Source organism: Streptomyces sp. NPDC101152 (assembly GCF_044768275.1).
GTDB lineage: Bacteria > Actinomycetota > Actinomycetes > Streptomycetales > Streptomycetaceae > Streptomyces.
The window spans coordinates 61,305-85,116 of sequence record NZ_JBIWPO010000030.1 but is presented as its reverse complement, the minus strand read 5'-3'; the positions used below and the strand labels follow the sequence as shown (position 1 = coordinate 85,116).

Annotated in this window: 20 protein-coding genes; 11 read left to right on the top strand and 9 right to left on the bottom strand. The window is 72.6% G+C overall.

Features of this window, described 5'->3' with window-relative positions:
- Nucleotides 1-42: 42 nt before the first annotated feature.
- From ACIRVK_RS30940 to ACIRVK_RS30925, 4 genes are read left to right on the top strand one after another with little or no spacing between them, the layout of a single operon-like run.
- Nucleotides 43-924: an ABC transporter permease gene (locus ACIRVK_RS30940; RefSeq protein WP_404252878.1), complete on the top strand. Its 882-nt coding sequence runs from the start codon at nt 43-45 to the stop codon at nt 922-924.
- A complete protein-coding gene (locus ACIRVK_RS30935) occupies nt 909-1,727 on the top strand; it encodes an ABC transporter permease (RefSeq protein ID WP_404252846.1) in 819 nt (272 codons plus the stop codon). The genes ACIRVK_RS30940 and ACIRVK_RS30935 overlap by 16 nt, the downstream gene beginning before the upstream one ends.
- 3 nt (nt 1,728-1,730) lie before the next feature.
- On the top strand, nt 1,731-2,819 hold the full coding sequence (locus ACIRVK_RS30930) for an ABC transporter ATP-binding protein (RefSeq protein ID WP_404252844.1): 1,089 nt from the start codon (nt 1,731-1,733) through the stop codon (nt 2,817-2,819).
- 49 nt (nt 2,820-2,868) lie between these two features.
- Complete coding sequence (locus tag ACIRVK_RS30925; protein WP_404252842.1) at nt 2,869-4,335, top strand: HAD-IA family hydrolase; 1,467 nt, start codon at nt 2,869-2,871, stop codon at nt 4,333-4,335.
- Nucleotides 4,336-4,339: 4 nt separating this feature from the next.
- Here the strand turns inward: ACIRVK_RS30925 and ACIRVK_RS30920 are convergent, their stop codons facing one another.
- Complete coding sequence (locus ACIRVK_RS30920) at nt 4,340-4,606, bottom strand: hypothetical protein (protein WP_404252840.1); 267 nt, start codon at nt 4,604-4,606, stop codon at nt 4,340-4,342.
- Between the two features lie 41 nt (nt 4,607-4,647).
- Nucleotides 4,648-5,061 carry an SRPBCC family protein gene (locus ACIRVK_RS30915; protein WP_404252838.1) on the bottom strand — a complete coding sequence of 138 codons (414 nt, stop codon included), beginning with the start codon at nt 5,059-5,061 and terminating at the stop codon, nt 4,648-4,650.
- Nucleotides 5,062-5,288: 227 nt separating this feature from the next.
- Here ACIRVK_RS30915 and ACIRVK_RS30910 point away from each other — a divergent pair, with 227 nt between their 5' ends.
- The 3 genes from ACIRVK_RS30910 to ACIRVK_RS30900 all read left to right on the top strand — a co-directional run bounded on the left by ACIRVK_RS30910 (nt 5,289) and on the right by ACIRVK_RS30900 (nt 6,813).
- Nucleotides 5,289-5,663, top strand: a complete 375-nt coding sequence (locus ACIRVK_RS30910; RefSeq protein ID WP_404252836.1) for a hypothetical protein — start codon at nt 5,289-5,291, stop codon at nt 5,661-5,663.
- 193 nt (nt 5,664-5,856) lie between these two features.
- Nucleotides 5,857-6,222, top strand: coding sequence for an ArsR/SmtB family transcription factor (locus tag ACIRVK_RS30905; protein WP_404252834.1), 366 nt, complete (start codon nt 5,857-5,859; stop codon nt 6,220-6,222).
- A 138-nt stretch (nt 6,223-6,360) separates the two neighbouring features.
- Complete coding sequence (locus ACIRVK_RS30900; RefSeq protein WP_404252832.1) at nt 6,361-6,813, top strand: hypothetical protein; 453 nt, start codon at nt 6,361-6,363, stop codon at nt 6,811-6,813.
- On the opposite strand, the gene ACIRVK_RS30895 is transcribed toward ACIRVK_RS30900, so the two are convergent.
- The 6 genes from ACIRVK_RS30895 to ACIRVK_RS30870 form a co-directional block, all read right to left on the bottom strand.
- Nucleotides 6,795-7,808: an MASE1 domain-containing protein gene (locus ACIRVK_RS30895; RefSeq protein ID WP_404252830.1), complete on the bottom strand. Its 1,014-nt coding sequence runs from the start codon at nt 7,806-7,808 to the stop codon at nt 6,795-6,797. The two genes, ACIRVK_RS30900 and ACIRVK_RS30895, sit on opposite strands and share 19 nt — an antisense overlap.
- A gap of 45 nt (nt 7,809-7,853) precedes the next feature.
- The gene (locus tag ACIRVK_RS30890; protein WP_404252828.1) at nt 7,854-8,690 is read right to left on the bottom strand and encodes a PP2C family protein-serine/threonine phosphatase; all 837 of its coding nucleotides are present in this window, start codon (nt 8,688-8,690) and stop codon (nt 7,854-7,856) included.
- A gap of 125 nt (nt 8,691-8,815) precedes the next feature.
- Nucleotides 8,816-10,456, bottom strand: coding sequence for a phosphoglucomutase (alpha-D-glucose-1,6-bisphosphate-dependent) (gene pgm, locus ACIRVK_RS30885; RefSeq protein ID WP_404252826.1), 1,641 nt, complete (start codon nt 10,454-10,456; stop codon nt 8,816-8,818).
- Between the two features lie 81 nt (nt 10,457-10,537).
- Nucleotides 10,538-11,716, bottom strand: coding sequence for a serine hydrolase domain-containing protein (locus ACIRVK_RS30880; RefSeq protein ID WP_404252824.1), 1,179 nt, complete (start codon nt 11,714-11,716; stop codon nt 10,538-10,540).
- 91 nt (nt 11,717-11,807) lie between these two features.
- A complete protein-coding gene (locus ACIRVK_RS30875; RefSeq protein ID WP_404252822.1) occupies nt 11,808-13,421 on the bottom strand; it encodes a serine/threonine-protein kinase in 1,614 nt (537 codons plus the stop codon).
- 59 nt (nt 13,422-13,480) lie between these two features.
- Nucleotides 13,481-13,933 (bottom strand): flavodoxin family protein, encoded by a 453-nt coding sequence (locus ACIRVK_RS30870; RefSeq protein ID WP_404252820.1) that lies wholly within the window; start codon nt 13,931-13,933, stop codon nt 13,481-13,483.
- A 646-nt stretch (nt 13,934-14,579) separates the two neighbouring features.
- On the opposite strand from ACIRVK_RS30870, the gene ACIRVK_RS30865 reads away from it, so the two are divergent.
- Nucleotides 14,580-16,304 carry a dolichyl-phosphate-mannose--protein mannosyltransferase gene (locus ACIRVK_RS30865; protein ID WP_404252818.1) on the top strand — a complete coding sequence of 575 codons (1,725 nt, stop codon included), beginning with the start codon at nt 14,580-14,582 and terminating at the stop codon, nt 16,302-16,304.
- A gap of 11 nt (nt 16,305-16,315) precedes the next feature.
- Here the strand turns inward: ACIRVK_RS30865 and ACIRVK_RS30860 are convergent, their stop codons facing one another.
- Nucleotides 16,316-16,945, bottom strand: coding sequence for a GNAT family N-acetyltransferase (locus ACIRVK_RS30860; protein WP_404252816.1), 630 nt, complete (start codon nt 16,943-16,945; stop codon nt 16,316-16,318).
- Between the two features lie 251 nt (nt 16,946-17,196).
- Between ACIRVK_RS30860 and ACIRVK_RS30855 the strand changes: the two genes are divergently transcribed.
- The 3 genes from ACIRVK_RS30855 to ACIRVK_RS30845 all read left to right on the top strand — a co-directional run bounded on the left by ACIRVK_RS30855 (nt 17,197) and on the right by ACIRVK_RS30845 (nt 23,722).
- Nucleotides 17,197-19,740: a PP2C family protein-serine/threonine phosphatase gene (locus ACIRVK_RS30855; RefSeq protein ID WP_404252814.1), complete on the top strand. Its 2,544-nt coding sequence runs from the start codon at nt 17,197-17,199 to the stop codon at nt 19,738-19,740.
- A 202-nt stretch (nt 19,741-19,942) separates the two neighbouring features.
- Nucleotides 19,943-22,714: a SpoIIE family protein phosphatase gene (locus tag ACIRVK_RS30850; RefSeq protein ID WP_404252812.1), complete on the top strand. Its 2,772-nt coding sequence runs from the start codon at nt 19,943-19,945 to the stop codon at nt 22,712-22,714.
- Nucleotides 22,715-22,864: 150 nt separating this feature from the next.
- Nucleotides 22,865-23,722, top strand: coding sequence for a chitosanase (locus ACIRVK_RS30845; RefSeq protein ID WP_404252810.1), 858 nt, complete (start codon nt 22,865-22,867; stop codon nt 23,720-23,722).
- The last annotated feature ends 90 nt before the right edge of the window (nt 23,723-23,812 follow it).

Sequence of the window (23,812 nt, the reverse complement as noted above, 5' to 3'; positions counted from 1 at the left end):
GTGGGGTAGGGCGTGCCCGGGTTGCGGCCCCCCCCCCGGGGGGTGCCGGGGGCGCCGGGGGACACCGGGGTTACGGGGGGCCGCCACCTCCCCGGCTGGCTGGCCGTCGTCCCGCTGCTCGTCTTCACCGCGATCGCCTTCGGACTGCCCGCGCTGGCCATGCTCAACGGCGCGTTCAACGTCAAGGATCCCGCCACGGGCGGCAGTTCGTACGGCACCGGGAACCTGACCACCTCGCTGCACGGCGCCTACCTCACCGCGCTGCTCGGCAGCGTCAAGCTGTCCGCCGTGTCGGCCGGCCTCGGCACCCTGCTCGGGCTGCCGCTCGCGCAGGTCGTGGTCACCTCCCGGTTCCGGGCGCTGCGCGAGGCCGTGCTCACCGCCTCCGGGGTGCTGGCCAACTTCGGCGGTGTCCCGCTGGCCTTCGCCTTCGTGGCCACCCTCGGCAACGCCGGTGTGCTGACCCGGCACCTGGGGCTGACGCAGCAGGGCTGGGACCTGTACAGCTTCTGGGGCCTGGTGATCGTCTACCTGTACTTCCTGATCCCGCTGATGGTGCTCACCATCACGCCCGCGCTGGAGGGCCTGCGTTCGCAGTGGCGGGAGGCGGCGCAGAACAACGGCGCCACGGCCGTGCAGTACTGGCGTCATGTCGCCCTGCCGGTGCTGCTGCCCTCGCTGCTGGGCGGGCTGGTGCTGCTGTTCGGCAGCGCGTTCGCCGCGTACGCCACCGCGGCGGCCATGGTGGGCAGTTCGGTGCCGCTGGTGACCCTGCAGATCGCCGACGCCATCTCCGGCAACGTGCTGGTCGGCCAGGAGAACGTGGCGCTCGCCCTCAGCCTCGACATGGTCCTGGTCGCCGGGCTGGTCATGGCCGTGTACCTGCCCCTGCAACGACGGAGCGCGCGATGGCTCGACGCCTGAATGTGTGGCGGTGGGTCGTCCTCGGCCTGGCCGCGCTGTACTTCCTGGTCCCCCTCGCGGCGTCCGTGGTCTTCACGGTGGACGTGCCGGGGCAGGGCGTCACCTTCGACGCATACTCTCAGATCGTCTCCACCGCCGGCTTCGGCTCCAGCCTGCTGCTCTCGCTGGAGCTGGCGGCGGCCACCATCGCGATCGTCCTGCTGCTGATGGTGCCGGCCATGGTGGCGCTGCGGCTCGGGGCGCCCCGGCTGCGGCCGGTGGTGGAGGTGGTGTGCTCACTGCCGCTGGTCGTACCGCCGATCGCCTTCGTCGCCGGGATCGCCACCGTGCTGAAGTGGGGCCCGGACCACCTGTCCCGCACCCCGCTGTTCGAGACGTTCGTGGCCATCCAGAACCCCTCGTTCCCGTTCGTGCTGGTCCTCGCCTACGTGGTGATGGCGCTGCCGTTCGTGTACCGGGCGCTGGACTCCGGACTGCGTGCCATCGACGTACGCACCCTGGTCGAGGCGGCCCGCAGCTGCGGGGCCGGCTGGGCGCAGGCGCTGGTGCGGGCGGTCCTGCCCAATCTGCGCGGGGCGCTGCTGAACGCCGCCTTCCTCACGCTCGCCCTGGTCCTGGGCGAGTTCACCGTGGCCCAGCTGCTGGGGTTCCAGCCGTTCGCCGTGTGGATCTACAGCGTCGGCGGGTCGCAGGCCCAGCTGTCCGTCGCCGTGTCCGTGCTCAGTCTCCTCGTGACCTGGGCCCTGCTCCTCGCGCTCGCCGGTGTCGGCGGGCGCACCCGTACCGCATCGTCCCGAGGGTGAACCATGACCGCCACCACGCTTGAGCAGACAGCCGTCGACAAGGCCGCCACCGTCGAATTCCGGGGCCTGCGCCGGGAGTTCGGGCCCACCGTCGCCCTGGACGGGCTCGATCTGACCGCGCGGCCCGGGGAGTTCCTGGCACTGCTCGGCCCCTCCGGGTGCGGCAAGACGACCGCGCTGCGCATGCTCGCCGGGTTCGAACACCCCGACTCCGGCGCGGTGCTGGTCGACGGCGAGGACGTCACCGGGGTTCCGGCCCACCGCCGGGACGCCGGGATGGTCTTCCAGTCGTACAGCCTCTTCCCGCATCTGGACGCCCTCGACAACGTCGCGTTCGGGCTGCGGATGCGCAAGGTCCGCACGCCCAAACGGCGGGCGCGGGCCGCAGAGTTGCTGGAGCTGGTCGGGCTCGCCGACAAGGGCGGCCGGTTCCCGCACCAGCTCTCCGGCGGTCAGCAGCAGCGCGTCGCGCTCGCCCGGGCTCTCGCCCTGCGGCCGCGTGTCCTGCTGCTGGACGAGCCGCTGTCCGCACTGGACGCCAAGGTGCGGCTCACGCTGCGCGAGGAGATCCGCCGGCTGCAGCAGGAGCTCGGCATCACCACCCTGTTCGTGACGCACGACCAGGAAGAGGCGCTGTCCGTCGCCGACCGGGTCGCCGTGATGCGGGCCGGGCGGCTCGAACAGTGCGCCGAGCCCGCCGAGTTGTACGGCCGGCCGGCCACCGCGTTCGTCGCCGAGTTCGTCGGCACGATGAGCCGGATCCCCGGCACGCTGTCCGGGGAGACGGTGGAGGTGCTGGGTCTGCGACTGCCGGCCGAAGGGACGCTGCCCGCGGGCAGGGAGGTCGACGTGCTGGTCCGGCCCGAGGCCGTGCACGTGGCCGCTGACGCGGACGGGGACGGGGACGGGGACGCGCGAGTGACCGCCACCGCGTTCCTCGGCGCGACCACCCGGCTTACCGTACGGCTCGCCGACGACACGGAGGTCAAGGCCGACGTGCCCGCACACGAGGCGTCCGCACTGGTCGCCGGGACGGCTGTACGCGTGTCGCTGCCCGAGCGGCCGGTGCTGGTCGCCGAGCGCGCGGCCTGAGACGCCCGCCCTTCTCTGCCGACAAATCCCCCCACCGAAAGAAGAGACCGTGACCCGACCTCCGCTCCAGGCCGTCCTGTTCGACATGGACGGCACGCTCGTCGACACCGAGCGCCTGTGGTGGGAGGCGGTGCAGGACGTCGCCACGGCGCTCGGCAGGCCGCTGACCAAGGCCGATCAGCCGGAGGTGCTCGGCCGGCCGGTGGAGCACACCGCGGCGTGGCTGGGCGGGCTCACCGGGGCGCCGAGGCTCGCCGGCCGACTGCACCGTGACTTCGCGGAGCGGGTGCGCACCGGCATCGTGGCGCGGCCCGGCGCGCTCGGCCTCCTGGACGCCCTGGCCCGCGAAGGCGTACCGACCGCCCTGGTCACCGCCTCGCCGCGGGCGGTCGCCGACAGCGTCCTGGCCGTGCTCGGCGCCGACCGGTTCGCTGTGTCCGTCACCGCGGACGACACCGACCGCACCAAACCCGAACCCGACCCCTACCTCGCCGCCTGCCGCGCCCTCGGCGTGGACCCCGCCCGCTGTGTGGCCGTCGAGGACACACCGACCGGCGTGCGCTCCGCCGAGGCCGCGGGGTGCGCGGTCCTGGCCGTGCCGTCGCTCGCCCCCATCGAGCCGGCACCCGGCCGGACGGTCGTGCCCACCCTCGAGGACGTGACTGTGGACCGGCTGCGGGAGCTGCTCGGCCCCCGGCTGCGCGTGATGAGCTGGAACCTCTGGTACGGCGGCGCGCGGGTCGACGACCACCGGGCCAAGCAGCTCAAGGTCATCCTCGACGCCGAGGCCGACGTCGTCGGGCTGCAGGAGACGGCCGGTACCGCGGCGCCGGAACTCGCCGAGGCGCTGGGCTGGTACCACCACCGGGCGGGCGAGAACCTCGGCATCATCAGCCGCCACCCGATCACGGCACGTCTCGGCGACCCCGAGGTCGGCTTCTACGGCGCCGCGGGCGCCCGCATCCGGATCGACGGCTCGCACGAGGTGGACGTGTGGACGGCCCACCTCCACTACACGCCCTACGGGCCGTACGAGGCCGCCTTCGACGGGCTCGGTCCCGCCGAGCTGATCGCCCACGAGGACGTGCGCCTGGCCCAGATGCGGGAGGCGCTGGAACGGATCGCCGAGGCGGCCGGCCCCGGCACACCCGTCGTCCTGACCGGCGACCTCAACTGCCCCTCCCACCTCGACCGGCCGGACGTCGCCTGGCCGGTCACCAGGGCCGCCGAGGATGCGGGGCTGCGCGACTCCTACCGCGAGGCCCACCCCGACCCGGTCAGCGCCCCCGGGCACACCTGGTCGCCGGTCCACACCCGGCACCCGGACGACCCCGAGCGCGCGGAGCCGCAGGACCGCATCGACTACGTCCTGCACAACGGGCGCGGCCTCACGGTCACCGACTCCCGCACGATCGTGACCGGCGTCCCGCGCGCCTGGCCGGATGTCGCCGGCAACGACTGGCCGTCGGACCACGCGGCGGTGCTCACCACGTTCACGGTGCACCGGGTGGGGTGAGAGGTCAGGGGCTGTCGCCGTGCCAGTCGAAGCGGCGGCCGTCCTCGGGCCGGGGTGTGTACAGGGCGCGGCCCCCGGTGCCGTACCGGCCTATCTCCGTGCGCAGCGGGACACCGGCGCGCAGCTCGCTCTCCGGGCGGCCGGTGATGTCCAGGAGCAGGCCGTCGAGGGGACCGCCGACCAGTTCGGCATAGGCACGGCCCGGGCGGGGTGCGGCGTCCTCGTGGTCGGCGCCGTAGACCCGGCCCCGCATGAACTCTGTCTCGTCCATGGCCTCAGCGTCGCATCCGCCACTGACAACGCGGCCCGCCCTCAGCCCGCCGCGTTGTCGACGCGCAGCCGTACCTGTTCCTCGAGGCGCGCCAGGCTCGTGTCCAGGGCCTGCCGCACCTCGGCCTCGCCGGGGTCGTGGGTGTCGTCCGCGAAGGACAGGTGCACGGTCACCCGGCTGGTCACGGTACCGGCGGCGTCGACCTGGAGCCAGCCGGTGTATCCGCTGTCGTCGCGGGTGCCCCACTCGAGCCGCAGGTCGTCCGGGCGCGGATGCACGACGGCCGCCTTGTCCTCGTCGGTGTGTTCCTCGTGGACGGTGACGGCCGGCGGCCTGCCGGGGTGCACGTGGAGCGTGTCGGGCAGCCAGTCCTCCAGTTGGCCGAGGTTGGCCGCCTGGTCGAAGACGTGCTCGGGCAGGGCGGGCATGGGACGGGAACGCTCGTACTCGGTCATCGACTGATCACCTCCGTGTGAGTGCCGCACGACCACGCGTGCCCATCTCGCGCGGAATGAACACGCCAGTTCCCACTGCCCGAACGGACGGAAGGCGCACCTGTTCGGACATCATGCGTCAGTCCCGGAGAGCGCCGTCCGGTGTCGCCCCCGCGCGCCTACGGTCCGTGCATCGGACGGGACGGCGACGGCCGTCCCGCCGCGGCCGACAACCAAGGGGAGGCGCTGTGGCGAGTGTGGAAGTGTCACTGAAGGAGATGATGACGGCGGTCGAGGGGGCGCTCGGGGCCGCGGTGGTCGACTACACCAGCGGTATGGCCCTGGGCACGCTGGGCGGGGGCAAGGACCTGGACCTGACGATCGCCGCCGCCGGCAACACGGACGTGATCCGGGCCAAGGTGCGCACGATGGAGCAACTGGGCCTCAAGAGCCGGATCGAGGACATCCTGATCACGCTCGAGAAGCAGTACCACCTGATCCGTCTGATCACCGGCCGCACCGGGAACGGCCTGTTCCTCTACCTCGTCCTCGACAAGGAGCGCTCGAACCTGGCGATGGCACGCCACCAGCTCAAGCGGGTCGAGGAGCAGCTGGAGATCTAGACCGGCCGACGCCCCGGGCCTCGGTGCGCCCGTGATGTGAAGACTTCTTCAAGTCACCACATCAGCATGATCCCAATTCGTGCCGGTGCGCCGTCCAGAGAGGCCAGGATCGACCCCCGAGAGCATGTGCGGCGGTGCCCAGGGCACCGCCGCACCGCGGCACCCCCACCCGACCGGCAGGGAGCGAGCGCCCGTGCAAGTCCCCCTCTACCAGGCCAAGGCGGACTTCTTCCGCATGCTCGGGCACCCCGTACGGATCAGGGTCCTCGAACTGCTCCAGCACGGTCCGGTCCCCGTCCGGGACCTGCTCGCCGACATCGAGATCGAGCCGTCGAGCCTGTCCCAGCAGCTGGCCGTGCTGCGCCGCTCCGGCATCGTCGTGTCCATCCGGGAGGGCTCCACCGTCCGCTACGCACTGGCCGGCGGCGACGTCGCCGAGCTGCTGCGCGCGGCCCGGCGCATCCTCACCGAACTGCTCGCCGGGCAGAACGAACTCCTGGCGGAGCTGCGGCAGGCCGACTCCCCCACCCCACCGGTGCCGACGAGCACCACCCGCTGACGGCGCGGGACCGTCCCCGGTGACCTCCTCGCACAACAGTCCACGGGGTGCATTGCTCCGCCGGAGTGGTGGAACCCGGCGGCCGGTCGTAGCGTCGGACCCAGGACAACTGCCGGCGGACGGTAGCAGGGAGCGGACATGCGCCGACACGCACTCACCCTCGCGGTCACCCTCTGTGCCGCCGCGTCCCTCGCAGCGGCCGCGGGTACACCCTCAGCCGCCCGGACGGCGTCCGCGCCGGCCGCTCATGCGCCGCGGCCGGTCCTCGTGGACTGCACGTGGCATCCCGACGTCCGCCCGACCGACTTCGTGCTGGCCTGCGGTGACGGCAACAGCCGTCTCGCCTCCCTGCGTTGGTCCCAGTGGGGCACCACGTCGGCGCGGGCGGAGGGCGTGAACTGGGTCAACGACTGCAAGCCGTACTGCGCGGCGGGCCACTTCCACAAGTACCCGGTGATCGTGCGGCTGGACCACCCAAGGCCCTGGAAGAAGCACCCGCAGGTGTCGCACTACGGCCGGATCACCCTGCAGTACCCGGCCGGGCGCCCGGACTCGTTCCCGAAGACAGTGTCCTATCCGCTCTGGGACTGACCCCGCCGCTCCTGCGCCTCACGCGCCGACCGCACCTGGGGGGACTCCCCCGCGGTGAGGTGTTCCAGCACCTCGACCAGTTCCTTGCAGGCCTGTTCCACCGAGCGCCTGGTGTTGAGCTGCTCGGTGATCACGGCTGACAGGAGGAGCGCCGTCAGGGCCATCGCGCCGTTGAAGGCCTGCAGCTTGATCATGATCGCGACGCGGGACAGCCCGGCGAAGGGCCCGCTCTCGTCGGTCGCCGCGACGGTGGCCAGGACGGACGCGAACAGGGCGCACAGCATGCTGCCCGCCAGCTGGAAGCGCAGCGCGGCCCAGATCACCAGGGGGTAGACGAGGAACAGCATGCTGTCGGCGCTGTGGGTGGCGAAGGGCACGAGGACGCCGGCGACCACGGCGAGGCCGGCGGCCTCCTTCCAGCGGGATCTGCGCGGGGGCCAGTGGGCGCGCGGCACCAGGAGCAGCACCGGGGTGACGATCAGGACCCCCATCGCGTCGCCCACCCACCACGCCGACCAGACGAGCCAGAAACTGTTCGCGGCGAGCTTGCCGGACAGGACGAGGCAGCCCGCGCCGACGGTCGCGCTGATCAGCATCGACAGCAGCGCGCCCAGGAACACCAGCGCGAAACCGTCCCGCAGCCGGGCCAGGTCGGTGCGGAAGCCCACCCTGCGCAGCAGGTAGCACGCGCAGACCGGGGCAGCGGTGTTGCCCACCAGGGTGCCGATGACGTCCGGCTGCACGGAACTGATCGAGAAGACGACGAGCAGGGCGCCCAGGGCGACCCCCAGCCAGGAACGCATCCCGAACAGCAGCAGACACGCCAGGGCGACGCCTGTGGGGGGCCAGACGGGTGTGACCACCGCTCCCTCGACGACGAGCTGCCGCAGCAGCCCCAGCCGCCCGGCGGCGAAATAGCAGACGGCGACCGCCGCCGTCAGAAGGACGAAGCCGAGCGGTCGGCGCAGGCCCTGGTTACCCACCACAGTTGCCATCAGACACCGGCCCGGCCCGCCCGGCGAGGCGAGCGGGCGGATCGCCTATGTCTCGGGCCGGGTGCCGGGTCCGTCGTGGCCGACGACCAGGACGGCCGCGTCGTCCTCGTGGCCGACGCGTTCGGCCACCTTCATGACGGCGGCGGCCAGCGCGTCCGCCTCCATGCCGGCCACGGCGGCGATGCCCGCGAGCCGCGCGACCTGCTCGAGTCCCTCGTCGACACTCAGCGAGGGCCCCTCCACGACACCGTCGGTGAGCAGCACGAAGACGCCGCCGGTGGCCAGCCGGTGACGGCTCACCGGATAGGAGACGCCCGCCAGGATGCCGAGGGGCTGCCCGCCCTCGTCGTCGGCGACGCCGGACTGTCCGTCGGCGGTGGCCCAGATGTGCGGGACATGGCCGGCCCGTGCGCTCTCCAGGACGCCGGTGATCGGATCGAGCCGTATGAAGGTGCAGGTGGCGAAGAGGTCGGTGCCCAGCGACAGGAGCAGGTCATTGGTCCGGGCCAGCAGCTCGCCGGGCTCGCTCGTGACCGACGCCAGGGCCCGCAGCGTGACGCGGACCTGGCCCATGAAGGCTGCGGCCTCGATGTTGTGGCCCTGGACGTCGCCGATGGAAAGACCGATGCGGCCGTCGGGCATGGTGAAAGCGTCGTACCAGTCACCGCCCACGTTCAGGCCGTGGTTGGCGGGCACGTACCGGACGGCCAGGCGCAGGCGGTGCGCGGTGGGCAGGTCCCTGGGCAGCATGCCGCGCTGCAGGGCGACGGCGAGCTCGACCCGGGAGCGCTGCAGTTCCGCCAGCTCCCGTGCCTGGGCGGTCAGCGACCCGAGCCGGGAGAGGAGCTCGTCGCCGTTCTCCGTTGGGCGCATGAGGGACATCGATCACTCCCGCGGGGCCGTGGGCGTGGCCCCTTCAGGGCAAAACCCCCGTTTTCCGGCTTAAGAGGATGATAGCGGCACCGTCGGGGCGAGTTGAGTGCCCGCCCCGACCGCCGTCCGGGGCGTCAGCCGCCCAGCGCCGCCATGACGACGTCCTTCGCCTCGTCCTGCACCCGGCGCAGGTGCTCGGGGCCGCGGAAGGACTCCGCGTAGATCTTGTACACGTCCTCGGTGCCCGAGGGGCGGGCCGCGAACCAGGCGTTCTCGGTGCTCACCTTGATGCCGCCGATCGCCGCGCCGTTGCCCGGTGCCTCGGTGAGCACGCCGGTGACCGGCTCGCCGGCCAGGGTGTCGGCGGTGACCTGGGCGGGCGAGAGCTTGGCCAGCAGCGCCTTCTCCTCGCGGGTGGCGGGCGCGTCGATGCGCGCGTAGGCGGGCTCGCCGAACCGTTCCGTCATGGCCCTGTAGTGCTCCGAGGGAGTCTTCCCGGTGACCGCGGTGATCTCGGAGGCGAGCAGCGCCAGGATGATGCCGTCCTTGTCGGTGGTCCACACCGAGCCGTCCCGGCGCAGGAAGGAGGCGCCCGCCGACTCCTCGCCGCCGAACCCGATGGAGCCGTCGACGAGCCCGTCCACGAACCATTTGAACCCGACGGGCACCTCCACCAGCCGGCGCCCCAGGTCGGCGGCGACCCGGTCGATCATGCCGGACGACACCAGCGTCTTGCCGACGCCCGCGTCGGCGGGCCACTGCTCCCGGTGGCCGTACAGGTAGGCGATGGCCGCGGCCAGATAGTGGTTGGGGTTCATCAGGCCCGCGTCCGGGGTGACGATGCCGTGCCGGTCGGAGTCGGCGTCGTTGCCCGTGGCGATGGTGAAACGGTCCCGCTGCTCGATCAGGGAGGCCATCGCGTAGGGCGAGGAGCAGTCCATGCGGATCTTGCCGTCCCAGTCGAGCGTCATGAAGCGCCAGGTGGGGTCGGCGAGCGGATTGACCACGGTGAGGTCGAGTCGGTGCTGCTCGGCGATCCGCCCCCAGTAGGCGACGGACGCCCCACCCAGCGGGTCGGCGCCGATCCGGATGCCCGCGGCGCGGACCGCGTCCAGGTCGAGCACGTTCGGCAGGTCGGCGACGTAGGCGCCGAGATAGTCGTGGCGGCGGGTGGTCTCGGCGGCGAGCGCGCGGGTGTACGGGATGCGCCGTACGTCCTTCAGGCCGCTCGCGATGATCTCGTTGGCCCGGTCCTGGATCCAGGAGGTGGCCTCCGAACCGGCCGGGCCACCGCTCGGCGGGTTGTACTTGAAGCCGCCGTCGGCGGGCGGATTGTGCGAGGGCGTGACCACCACGCCGTCCGCGAGGCCCGAGGTGCGGCCCCGGTTGTGCGTGAGGATGGCGTGCGAGACCGCGGGGGTGGGCGTGTAGCCGTCGGCGCTGTCGACGAGCACCGTCACACCGTTCGCCGCGAACACCTCCAGCGCCGTGACCTGCGCGGGCTCGGACAGGGCGTGGGTGTCCGCGCCGAGGAACAGCGGCCCGTCGGTGCCCTGGGCCGTCCGGTACTCGCAGATCGCCTGGCTGGTGGCGGCGATGTGGTCGTCGTTGAACGCCGTCGCCAGGGACGACCCGCGGTGGCCCGAGGTGCCGAACGCCACCCGCTGGCCCGGGTCCGCCGGATCCGGGTGCAGCGCGTAGTACGCGGTGACCAGCCGGGCGACGTCGACGAGATCCTCGGGGCCGGCCGGCTGACCCGCTCGCTCGTGCTGCATGGGCCCGCACCTCCACATCGGTTGACCAGAACGCTTGCCGCCCCATCTTCCCTCCTGGTGGGGGCGGCAAGCGAGGGCGGGTCAGCGACCGGGCCGCCCCAGCAACGCGCAGACGAAGTTCTCCTGCACGGCCCGCAACCGTTGCAGCAACCGCGGGTTGGTGGACTGGGTGATCTGACTGGTGACGGAGAACGTCAGCGACCGGCGGCCCTCCGGAGTGGCAGCGGCCAGTTGCGTGTACCCGGCGGTGTTGCCGGTGTGCCCGAGCACCACACCGCAGCGGGTCTCGTAGCGGAACAGGGCCAGCCCGGCCGAGTTGCGCCCGGGCCCCGCGGGTTCGGACGCCCCCGGAATCCAGCGCCGTTGCTGCCGTACGACGTCCGGACCGAACAGCTCACCGCCCACGTAGCCACGGATGAAGCGGGTCAGGTCGGCGGGTGTGGACACGATGCCGCCCGACGCCCAGGAGGCGGAGGCGCTGAAGAACTCGCTGACGTCCTCGGGAGGCGCGGGCGGGGCGACGGCGTAGCCGTGCAGATACGGCCGGGGCATCCGGTAGCCGAGCGGCAGGCTGGTGTGGCGCAGGCCGAGCGGCCGGTGGACGAGCTCGCGCAGCAGTTGCTCGTACGGCGTCCCGGTCGCCGACTCCGCCATCAACGCCACGGCGATGTTGTCGGAGTTGGAGTAGTGGTAGCGGCTGCCGGGACGGAAGAAAAGAGGCTTGTCGGCCACGAAGTCGAGCAGGTGGTGGGGGTCGAAGCGGTGGTGCGGGTCGGCCCCGAGGATCTGCCGGAACCGGGGGTCGTCCGAGTAGTCGGGCAGACCACTGGTGTGGTTGAGGAGCTGACGCAGGGTCACCCCGTGCCAGGCCTTGGGCAGCCGGGCCAGCCGTCGGCCGATGGTGTCGTGCAGGCGGAGGACGTGCCGGTCGACGAGGGAGAGGGAGACCGCGCCGCTGAACGCCTTCGCCACGCTGGCGACCCGCATGTGGTCGTCGACCTGCGGCTTGCGTCCCGTGGCCAGATCGGCCACTCCGGCCCGTACGACGTGCCGCTCCCCGTCCCGCTGCAGCACGGCGATGACGCCGGGCGGGCCGCCCGGGGTGTGCACCAGGTCCTCGAGCTGCCGGCGCAGATCGGTGTCCGGCGGACCGGGGGTGGCGGCGGTGCTCGCGGTGGCCGGGCTCAGCGCGGCGAGGCAGACGGCGACGGCGCAGACGGCCGCCAGCCGGGAACGGATCGGGACGGAGCGCAGCGGCATGGGATCTCCTGGGCAGCGGACGCGGTGCGGGCCCAGCCTTTCCCGCTGCCCGCAGCGGGGCTGCTCGTGCTGCTGCATACGGCCCAACGCATCACCCGCCCGCGGGTGCCACCTTCGTCACCCTGCCCTGGCGGTCGGCCACCAGATAGCCGATCGCGTAGTCGTCGCCGAGATACAGCGCCATGGCGACCGAGGTCTTCCGGATGTCGTTCGGCGGCTGCAGCCACAGGTAGCGGGAGGTCGGCTTGTCGACCTGCAGCTCCTTCTGAGCCAAGGCCAGCAGCGCGGGCAGCCTGTCCCAGCGGAAGCCCTTGAGGCTCACCGGCTGGTCACCGCCCATGAGGGTGCCGCTCAGGATCTCCTTCCTCACCCCGGTCCAGGTGCGGTACGTGTAGGTGTCGTAGCGCGTTTGGCTGCCGGGGACCATCGCCTTCACCGACACGTACTCGGGATAGACCTTGAGGTCCCCGAAGGTGTTCCGGCCCGTCCTGTCCTCGATGGCCCTGAGCGCGGTCCGGATGCCGTCGGGGGTGAGCAGGCCACTGGCGAGCGTCGAACTCGCGCCCGGCTGCGGCTGCACGACCGGGGCCGCCGCCGGAGTATCGCCGCGCGGGCCCGGAGTCCGCGTCGCCTTCGTGCCCGAGGCGTCGTGGCCTTCGCCACCGCCCGACAGAGCCACCCATACTCCGCCGCCCGCCAGCACGGCAACGGCCAGGACCGCGACGGGAACGGTCCGGCGCAGCCGGCCCGTCCGGCGCGTGTCCCGGCTCGGCGAATCGGTCTCGGTCGCGGGCGACACGGCATCGGGGCCGGGCGGTAGCGGCGGCGCCAACGGATAGGACGTCGCGGTCGGATCCGTACCGCCGGCCTCCTCCACCGCGGCCAGCATCCGCTCGACCGTCTCCGCATCCGGCCGCACCACGGGATCACGCACCAGCACGCGCTCGAGTACGGAGGCCAGCGGACCGGCCCGCTCAGGCGGCGGCACGTCCTCGTGGAGTACGGCGGCCAGGGTGGCCAGCGTGGTGCCGCGCCGCAGCGGATGGCGGCCCTCGACGGCGACGTACAGCATCATCGCGAGCGACCACAGGTCGGCGGCGGGCCCGCCGGGATCGCCGGTCACGCGTTCCGGGGCCATGTAGTCGGCGGTGCCGATGAGGAAACCGGTGGCGGTCAGCGCGGTGGAGTCACGGATCGCGGCGATCCCGAAGTCCGTGAGCACGGGGCGGCCGTCGGTGCGCAGCAGGACGTTGGCGGGCTTCACGTCGCGGTGCTGGACGCCCGCGGCATGGGCCGCGCGCAGGGCGTCGAGCACGCCTCGGCCGATCCGGGCGGCCTCGGCGGGAGCCAAGGGGGCGTGGGCGAGGCAGTCGGCGAGGGAGCCGCCGTCGACCAGTTCCATGACGATCCACGGGTAGGTGTCCGCGCCGCCGTCGACGATGTGATGGATCGTCACGACGTTGGGATGCCGGACGCGGGCCAGGGCGCGGGCCTCGCGCAGCACCCGCTCGCGCAGCATGCGGGCGCTGCCGGGGTCGTACTCGGCCAGGTCCGGGTCGGCGGGCCGGACCTCCTTGACCGCGACGTCCCGGTGCAGCAGAAGGTCGTGGGCCCGCCACACGGTGCCCATGCCGCCGCCCCCGAGCCTGGCCCGCAGTTCGAAACGCCCGTCGACGACCCGTCTGCCGCTGTCCCCGTCGTTCATGGCGAGGAGCTTAGCCAGGCCGGCCCGAGGGTCCGCACGGGCCCGACGTGCGATGCAGGTCAGCCCATGAGGGTCGCGGCCAGTGTCGCGCCCAGCTCCCAGCACGCCTCGATGTCCGGCTTTCCGAGTTCGCCGGTGACCGTGACGGGCTGGGCAGCGGGGCGCCAGCCGAGGCCGGTGGTGATCGCCGCGATGCCTCGGACGGCGCCCGTGACGTCGCTGCCGCCGTGCACGTAGTAGCCGAAGGGGCGGCCCTGGGTGGCGTCCAGGCAGGGGTAGTAGATCTGGTCGAAGAAATGCTTGAGGGCCCCCGACATGTATCCGATGTTGGCCGGAGTGCCCAGCAGGTACGCGTCCGCGTCGAGCACGTCGGAGGCCGAGGCGGACAGGGCCGGGCGGCGCACCACGTCGACGCCCTCGATCTCCGGCGCGGTCGTTCCGGAGAGGACGGCTTCCAGCATGGCCTGGCAGGTGGGCGACGGGGTGTGATGCACGATCAGCAAGGTGGGCACAGGGGCACCCTGCCGCCGGGCCCCGGTCTTGCGCAAGGCGACCGCGCCACCGCCGCCAGGTCAGCGCAGGATGCGGCGCTCGGACCGGGTGAGCAGGATCAGCCCGGCGATCAGCAGGACGGTACCGGCCGCGGCGGGCCACAGGTTCGTGCCGGTCTTGGCCAGGTTGCCGTCCTGGACGGCCTGCGGTTGGGTCTGCGCGGCGGCGACGGGGGCGTTGCCGCAGGCAACAACCTCCTGAGGTAGGGCGTCAGGCGGCCCGGACCCGCCAGGCCGTGATCCTGGCGGGCCGTCATGCCGAACACCCGTGCCCCGGCAGGTGTCGCCGACCTGCCCGACATCGAGGATCGCGCCGCAGGCCGAACTCCAGTCCGTCCGCGGGCAGTGTGACCGTGGTGCGGTAGCAGTAGGTGCCGGCGGCGTCGGGGATCTGGGACCAGGGGGCGAGGGTGTCCGGGGTCAGGGTCTTGCGGTCGGGCGGGCGCCGTGCCGGTCGCCGAACAGTCCCTGCCGATCCGGTCGGCGTCCGCCAAGTGCCGGGCTCCGCATGGTCGAGAGGTCGGCCGAGGTCGACTCGCCGACCCCCGGCGGGCACTGATCACGAGGAGCCGGCCCGGCCCGCACTGGCGTTCCCTACGATGAGCCGGTGACGAGTGACCTCCCCACGCTGACCGGAACCGACGAGCACGCCGACCCGAGCACCGGGCGAGCCGCCTGGGCGCTGCGCCTGCGCCGGTTCGGATACACGGGAGGTCCGCGGACCGATCCGCGCGAGCGCCTGGTGCCACCGTTCCCCCGACCAGCCATCGGGCTGCGGGAGTTCGTCGGCCTCCGTCCCGCGCTCGCGCGTCGCCTCACACCGTCGTCGGGGTGGCTCGGCCCGTTGCTCGTCGCCCTGTTCGCGGGCGTGCTCCGGTTCTGGCGGCTGGGACAGCCGCGAGCCGTCGTCTTCGACGAGACGTACTACGCCAAGGACGCCTGGTCCGTCCTGCGCCTCGGCTACGAGGGCACCTGGCCGGACCGTAAGATCGCCGACCCCGACATCCTCGCGCACCCCCAGGTGATCCCCCTCTCCGACCCCGGCAGCTTCGTCGCGCATCCGCCGATGGGCAAGTGGGTGATCGCCCTGGGAGAGGGGCTGTTCGGTTTCGGTCCGTTCGGCTGGCGGTTCATGACGGCGCTGCTGGGCACGCTCTCGGTGCTCATGCTGTGCCGGATAGGCCGCAGGCTGTTCCGCTCGACGGCGCTGGGCTGCCTTGCCGGTGCGCTCCTCGCGGTGGACGGCCTGCACTTCGTGATGAGCCGTACCGCCCTGCTCGACCTGGTCGTCATGTTCTTCGTGCTGGCGGCGTTCGGCTGCCTGCTGATCGACCGGGACCGGGCGCGGTACCGGCTCGCGGTCGCGCTGCCGGTCGACGGGGACGGCTTCGCCCGCCCCGACCACGACGCGGGGTCCCGGACGGGCATGGGTCTGCGCCCGTGGCGGCTGGCGGCCGGTGTCCTTCTGGGGCTGGCGGCCGCGAGCAAGTGGAACGGCCTGTACTTCCTGGTCTTCTTCACGCTCCTGACCGTCCTGTGGGACGTCGGTTCGCGCCGCGTGGCGGGAGCGCGCCACCCCTACCAGGCGGTACTGCGCAAGGACCTGGGCTGGTCGGTGCTGTCCCTCGTCCCGGTCGCCGTGCTCACGTATCTGCTGAGCTGGACCGGGTGGTTCCTGTCCGACAAGGGCTACGCCCGGCACTGGGCTGACGGCCGGGGCGGCACCTGGTCGTGGATCCCGGCGCCGCTGCGCAGCCTGTGGCACTACGAGTATCTCGTCTACCAGTTCAACGTCGGCCTGCACACCCCGCACAAGTACCAGTCCAACCCCTGGAGTTGGCTGGTCGTCGGGCGCCCGGTGTCCTTCTACTACGAGTCGCCGAAGTTCGGGCAGGAGGGCTGCCGCGCCACCGCAGGCTGCTCCCAGGAGATCCTCGCCCTGGGCACACCGCTGCTGTGGTGGACGGCGTGCGCCGCGCTCGTCTACCTGCTGTTCCGTTGGGCGCTGCGCCGGGACTGGAGGGCCGGTGCGGTGCTGTGCGCGGTGGCGGCGGGTTATCTGCCCTGGTTCCACTACCAGGACCGGACGATCTTCTCCTTCTACGCCGTCGCGTTCGTGCCGTACCTGTGCCTGGCGGTGGCCATGCTGATCGGCGCGCTGCTCGGGCCACCGAGGGCCACGGAGGGCCGCAGGGTGGCGGGCACGGTGGGTGCGGGGGTGCTCGTTCTGCTGATCGTCTGGAACTTCATCTACTTCTTCCCGCTCTACACGGGCCAGACGATTCCCTACTCCGGCTGGCAGTCCCGGATGTGGCTGGACACCTGGATCTGAAGCCGGGGCCGTCAGACGATCGGCGCCCTTGTCGCCCGGCCCAGATAGGTGACAGGGCCGGGGTCGGGCACGCTGATCTCGTAAAAGCCGAGGCGGTCGTAGAAGGCCCTGGCGCGGGCGTTGGCGGTGACCATGGAGAGGTGGACGGCCTCCACGCCCCGGTCGTGCAGGGCCCGCAGGAACGTGCGCATCAGCGCGCGGCCGTGGCCCCGGCCCTGCCAGTCGGGGAGCAGGTCGATGTGCAGGTGGGCGGGGTAGGCGGCGACCTGGGGGACGAGCATCCGCTCCGGGTGGTGCAGCAGGGGGATCATCGCCGCGTCGGGGGTGGTCGCCGGTCCGGTGGGTTCCGGATAGCGGTCGGAGACCAGGGGCAGCCACTTGGTGCGGAACTCTCCGACGAAACGCGGGGTGTCGGCCGTGCCGAGGACGTAGCCGACCGCCTGCCCCTTGCCGTCGTCCAGGACGAAGGCCAGGTCCGGTTCCAGGTGGACGTAGGGAGCGGCGAAGATCACAGGGAAGATGCCGGGGTCGGTGTAGACGGGGCGGCTGTCCTCGCCGTTGTGTCCGGTGCGGATGCAGATGTCGTCGAGGGCCTCGCGGTCCCCGGGGCGGTAGGGCCGTACGAAGGCGGAGGTGGTCACGGCTGCATCCTGGCCGTTGGGGAGCGCTCCCACAAGCCGGGGGGTGCGTCGTATGCGGTGGGTGGGACTGATCGCGCGGGCACTGCCCACCGCACTTCGGCCATCGTCGCGTCGCCTCCACCGCCCCCGCCTGCTCGACATCCGGCAGGGTGTCCGCACAGTTGACCGTGTCCGCCCGGGTGCGCCCGAGCCCCCTCGTGGCGCATTCTTGCTGTGTCACCCCGCTGGGCGGCACGGACGAGGTAGGGCCGATGACTGGGAGCGCGGACGACACACGCCGGACGCCCGGGCAGCTGGCCGGACTGCTGATCGACACCTCGACGGAGGCGATCGGGGCGGTCGGCGGCTACGCGGGGGGCGTCTATCTGCGCTCCGGCACGCCCGGGCTGCTGCGGCTTGCGGCGCTCGCTGGGCTCCCCGGGCCACTGTTCAGGCCGTGGTGGCGGATGCACGTGGACCGTCCGTTCCCGGTGGCCGATTCCTACCGCCTCGGGGTGCAGGTGGTGCTGCCCAACGCCACCGAGACCATGCGCCGGTATCCGCAGTTCGCGGCCGGCCTGCCGTTCCAGTTCGGTTCGCTGTACGTGCCGGTGGTGGCCGGTTCCACCGTCTTCGGGGTGCTGACCGTGCTGCGGCCCCCGGCCGCCGACGCCGCCGAGCTGGTGCAGCAGCGCGACCGCATGGTGCGGCTGGCAGAGGAGCTGGGCACGGCCCTGCTGCGCCTGGAGGACCCCGGCGCGCGAGCGTCGATCGCGTGGGACGGCGAGCCGGTGTGCGTACGACCGCCGGGTGCGCAGCCGCCGACCGGACGGGCCGGGGGGTTCGCCTGGGACCCGGTGACGGACGTGGTGACCGCCGACGAGCGCCTGCCCGCACTGCTGGGGGTGCCGGCCGAGGAGTGCGGGTCCTGCGTGGAGGCCCTCGCCCGGGCGGTGGCCCCCGCCGATCCGCAGCGGGTGCTGGCCGCGCTGCGGGAGACGGCGATGGGCCGGCCGCCACCGCTCCCGCTGTTCGTCGGGGCCGAGGACGGGGTGCCCCGGCTGGTGGAGCTGTGGAGCCCCTACGGACCGGGCGGCCGGTCGGGCGCGCACGCGGTCCGGGGCTTCGTCATCGAGCCCGGGCCCGGTGCGGCCGGCGACGCCGCGGCCGACCTGCTGCCCGAGGGCGTGCTGTGCGTGGACCGGCTCGGCATGGTCCTGTACGCCAATCCGCGCGCCGGGCAACTGCTGCGCCGCCCGCGGGACCGGCTGCTCGGCCGGTCGCTGTGGGAGAGCGTGCCCTGGCTGAACCAGCCGGCCTTCGAGGACCATCTGCGCAGCGCCCTGCTCTCGCCCGCCGCGGTGCGCTTCCACATCGGCCGCCCCGCCGCGGAGGGCGACGGCGAGCGGGCGGGCGCGGACGCGGACGACGGTCCCTGGCTGGACGTGTCGGTGTATCCGGGTCCCTCCCTGCTGACCTGCACGTTCCGTCCGGCGACCCGGGTCGCGGACGCGGCCGCCGACCTCGCGCCCGCACCCCGGGAGTCGGCGACGGCCTCCTCGGCCGGCGTCCCGTCGATGGCTCCGCTGTACCGGCCGATCGTCCTCGCGATCGCGCTCACCGAGGCGGTCACGGCGCGGCAGGTCTCGGCCGTGGTCATGCGGGAGCTGCTGCCCGCCTTCGGCGGCCGTCGGCTGGCCATCTACCTGCTGCAGGACCGGCACCTGTACCTCGCGTGGGAGAACGGCTTCCCCTCCGGGTTCCTCGCCCCGTTCGAGGGCGTCGGCCTGGACGCCCGTCTGCCGGGCGTGGAGACGCTCACCAGTGGCCGGCCGCTGTTCTTCGACTCGATGGAGCAGCTCGCGGCCGCCTATCCCGGGATCGCGCTGGACGCGAAGGAGGGCGCCCGCGCCTTCCTGCCGTTGATCGCGTCCGGGCGGCCGGTCGGCTCCTGCATCCTGGGCTTCGACGGCCCGCGCAGCTTCAGCACCGAGGAACGTACGGTGCTCACGGCGCTCGCCGGGCTGATCGCCCACGCCATGGAGAAGGCGCAGCGCTATGAGAGCGAGGCGGCGCTCGCGCGCGGACTGCAGCAGGCTCTGCTCCCCCGCCGGCTGTCGGCGCACCCGTTGGTCGACACGACGGGGCGGTACCTGCCCGGCACCCAGGGCATGGAGGTCGGCGGTGACTGGTACGACGTCGTGGAGGCGGGCGACGGTCTGGCGCTGGTGATCGGGGACGTGCAGGGGCACGGGGTGCAGGCGGCCGCCACGATGGGTCAACTGCGCAGCGCGGTGCGGGCGTTCGCGCTCGGCGACCGTCCCCCGGACGAGGTGCTGAGCGGGACGAACCATCTGCTCATCGACCTCGATCCCGGTCAGTTCGCCAGCTGCTGCTACATCAGACTGGATCCGGCTTCGGGTCTGGCCCGGGCCGCGCGGGCTGGGCATCCGCCGCCGCTGCTGCGCCGGCCGGACGGCCATACGGAGGTCGTGCACCTGCCGGGCGGGGTCGTGCTCGGCGTGGATCCGCAGGCGCAGTACCCGGTCGCTGAGCTGTGGATCGAGCCGGGTGCGGTACTGGCGCTGTACACGGACGGGCTGGTCGAGCGGCCCGGTGTGGACATCGACGAGGGGATCCAGGCCCTGCGGGTGGCCCTGGCGCGGGCCGGCGCCCCGGCGGCCCGCCCTGGCCGTCGCCCCCTGGCGGGGGTCGCCGACCGGCTCACCGCTGCGGCCCGTCACACCACCGACCGCCCCGACGACATCGCCCTCCTCCTCGCCACCCGCCGGGTCACCCCGTCCCACCGCGGCTGAGGCGGACCGCAGCGTGCGGGCCGGCGCCTTGGCGGGACCGCGAGTTGACGTGGTGTGATGTCCCGGGCTCGTGCAGTCGGGTCTCCCGGCGGCCGCTGTGCCGGTTGCCCGGCCCTGGGGTCCGCGTGCGGAGCGGGGCCTGTGGTGTCACCCTGTGTGACGCCCCTCGCCTCCTGGGGCGTGGCAGTGTAGACATGGGCACATGGTCCGACTTCTGGGCCGGTACGGGGCCCGCTCGGCCGGTCGTCCCGGCGGTGCCCCTGCCAGACGCGCGGCCGAACGCGCCCGCGCGATGCACCGGCGGCGCACGGCGCGCGACGGCGGGCACGCGGAGTCGCCGGAACCGGGGCGGCTGCGGTCCGCGTTGACCGGGCGCAGTGTCGCCGGGCAGGTGTTCCTGCTGCAGGTCGTGATCGTGCTGCTGCTGGTGGTCGCCGCGGTGGTCTCGCTGTACCTGCAGGTACGGCACGACAGTACGCAGGAGGCCCGCAACCGGTCGGTGGCCGTCGCCGAGTCGTTCGCCGACGCGCCCGGCACCCGCGAGGCGCTGAGCAGCCCGAACCCCACGGCGGTGCTGCAGCCGCGGGCGGAGGCGGCCCGCAAGGCGACCGGCGTGGACTTCATCGTCGTCATGAACACCGACGGCATCCGCTACACCCACCCGAAGCCGGACCGGATCGGCAAGAAGTTCGTCGGCACGATCGCGCCCGCGCTGGCCGGGCAGACGGTGACCGAGGAGATCAAGGGCACGATAGGGCGGCTTGTGCAGGCGGTCGTCCCCATCAAGGCCCCGGACGGCAAGGTCGTGGGCCTGGTCTCGGCCGGCGTCACCACGAACAACATCGGCGGCGCCGCCGACCGGCAGCTGCCACTGGTCCTGATGGCGGCCGCCGTCGGCCTGGGCCTCGCCACGGCGGGCACGGCCCTGGTCAGCAGGCGTCTGCTGCGGCAGACGCACGGTCTGGGCCCGCACGAGATGACCCGCATGTACGAGCACCACGACGCCGTGCTGCACGCCGTCCGCGAGGGCGTCCTGATCACCGGCGGCGAGGGCCGGCTGCTGCTGGCCAACGACGAGGCGCACCGCCTGCTGGACCTGCCCGAGGACGCCGAGGGCCGCCATGTCCTCGACCTCGGGCTGCCCGACGACACCGCGGACCTGCTGGCCTCGGGGCGCACGGCCACGGACGAGGTGCACCTGGTCAAGGACCGGCTGCTGGCGGTCAACCAGCGCCCCACCGACGTCGAAGGCGGCCCGCCGGGCTCGGTGGCCACACTGCGCGACTCGACGGAGCTGCGCGCCCTGTCCGGCCGGGCGGAGGCGGCCCGGGAGCGGCTGAACATGCTGTACGACGCCGGGGTGGGCATCGGCACCAGCCTGGACGTGACCCGCACCGCTCAGGAGCTGGCGGAGCTCGCCGTGCCGCGGTTCGCCGACTTCGCGACGGTCGACCTGTTCGACTCGGTGCTCGCCGGGGGCCAGCCGGAGGCGGTCACCCCCCTGCGCCGTACCGCCTCCAGCGGGGTGCGCAAGGACGCCCCGCTGTATCCGGTGGGCCGGCCGATCAGGTTCGTCGACTCCTCGCCGCAGGCGCGCAGTCTGCGCTCCGGGCAGGCGGTGCTGGAGCCGGACCTCGACGTGGCGCCGGGCTGGCACGCGCAGGACCTGGAGCGGACCGCGCAGGTGGTCGAGTACGGCATCCACTCGCTGATCACCGTGCCGCTGCGGGCCGGGGCGCTGGTCCTGGGCGTGGTCAGCTTCTGGCGCTCGCACAAGCCGCAGCCGTTCGACGCCGAGGAGCTGGCCCTCGCCGAGGAACTGGTGGCCCGCGCCGCGGTCTCCATCGACAACGCGCGCCGCTACACGCGCGAGCACAGCATGGCCGTGACCCTGCAGCGCAGCCTGCTGCCCCGCAGGCTGCCGGAGCAGTCGGCGCTGGACATCGCGTACCGGTATCTGCCGGCGCAGGCCGGGGTGGGCGGCGACTGGTTCGACGTGCTGCCGCTGTCGGGCGCGCGGGTCGCGCTCGTGGTGGGTGACGTGGTGGGGCACGGGCTGCACGCCGCGGCCACGATGGGACGGCTGCGGACGGCTGTGCACAACTTCTCCGCCCTCGACCTGCCGCCGGACGAGTTGGTCGCCCTGCTGGACGAGCTGGTCGGGAGGATCGACCAGGACGAGGCGGCGGAGGGCGGCAGCGCCCCGGTCACCGGCGCGACCTGCCTGTACGCGATCTACGATCCCGTCTCCCGCCGGTGCACCGTCGCTCGCGCCGGCCATCCGCCGCCGGCGTTGGTGCGTCCCGACGGCAGCGTGACGTTCCCGGACGTGCCCGCGGGTCCCCCGCTGGGCCTGGGCGGGCTGCCGTTCGAGACGGCCGATCTGGAGCTGGAGGAGGGCAGCCGGCTCGTCCTGTACACCGACGGGCTGGTGGAGGACCGGGAGCGGGACATCGACGAGGGGCTCGAGCTGCTGCGTGGCGCGCTGGAGCGGGCCGGTGAGTCGCCGGAGGAGACCTGCCGGGCCGTGCTCGACTCACGGCTGCCCGCGAAGCCCAGCGACGATGTGGCCCTGATCGTGGCGCGCACCCGGGCCCTGTCCGCCGACCGGGTCGCCGAGTGGGAGGTGCCCTCCGATCCGGCGGCCGTCGCCAAGACGCGCGCCGCGGTCACCCGGCAGCTCACCGAGTGGGGGCTGGAGGAGCTGACCTTCACCACGGAGCTCGTCCTGAGCGAACTGGTCACCAACGCCATCCGCTACGGCGCCGATCCCATCCAGGTACGCGTGCTGTTCGACCGCACCCTGATCTGCGAGGTCTTCGACAGCAGCAACACCTCGCCGCATCTGCGGTACGCGGCGATGACCGACGAGGGCGGACGGGGTCTGTTCCTGGTGGCGCAGCTCGCCGAGCGCTGGGGTACCCGCTACACCCCGGAGGGCAAGGTCATCTGGGCCGAGCAGTCGCTGCCCTGAGTCGCCCCCATTTGGTCCGTACCTTCCTCGTGCGACCGTACGAACTTTTCGCGCGGCGGGTGTTCTGCGTCCCCAAGGTCTGATAGGAAACCTTCCTATCAGAGTGGCGCACGGCCAACTCGCCACCCCCCACCCCGATTTGGAGCCCACGTGAGGCACCCTTCGAGCGACCTCGCCAGCACCAACCCCACCTCGCGCCGCACTCTTCTGACCCTGATCGGCGCGTCCCTGGTCGCGGCACCCCTGCTGCGGCCCTCCCACGCCTCGGCCGCCACGACCTCCCGGGCCGCCGCGGGCTGCGTCGGCCTCGACGACCCGGCGAAGAAGGAGATCGCCATGCAACTGGTGTCGAGCGCGGAGAACTCCTCGCTCGACTGGAAGGCGCAGTACAAGTACATCGAGGACATCGGCGACGGCCGTGGCTACACGGCCGGCATCATCGGCTTCTGTTCCGGCACCGGTGACATGCTCGACCTCGTCCAGCTCTACACCGACCGAAAGCCGGGCAACGTCCTCGCCAAGTACCTGCCGGCGCTGAAGCGGGTGAACGGCACCGACTCGCACGACGGCCTCGACCCGAACTTCCCCAAGGACTGGCGCAAGGCCGCCCAGGACAGCGTGTTCCAGCAGGCGCAGAACGACGAGCGGGACCGGGTGTACTTCAACCCGGCCGTCACACAGGGCAAGGCGGACGCCCTCGGCACGCTGGGCCAGTTCACGTACTACGACGCCATCGTCATGCACGGCGACGGCAGCGACCCCACCAGCTTCCGCAACATCCGCAAGCGGGCCCTGAACAAGGCGAAGCCGCCGGCCCAGGGCGGCGACGAGACGACGTACCTCAACGCCTTCCTCGACGCCCGGGTGTGGGCCATGAAGCAGGAGGCGGCCCACAGCGACACCACCCGGGTCGACACGGAGCAGCGGGTCTTCCTGCGCAACGGCAACCTGTGCCTGAACACTCCGCTCAACTGGAAGGTGTACGGGGACAGTTACCACATCGGCTGACACGACCGCGGACATCTGTGGGCTCATAAGCCTGGCTTATGAGCCCATAGAACGGACCCCCATACCGACTTAGGCTTGCCTTAGCTTAGG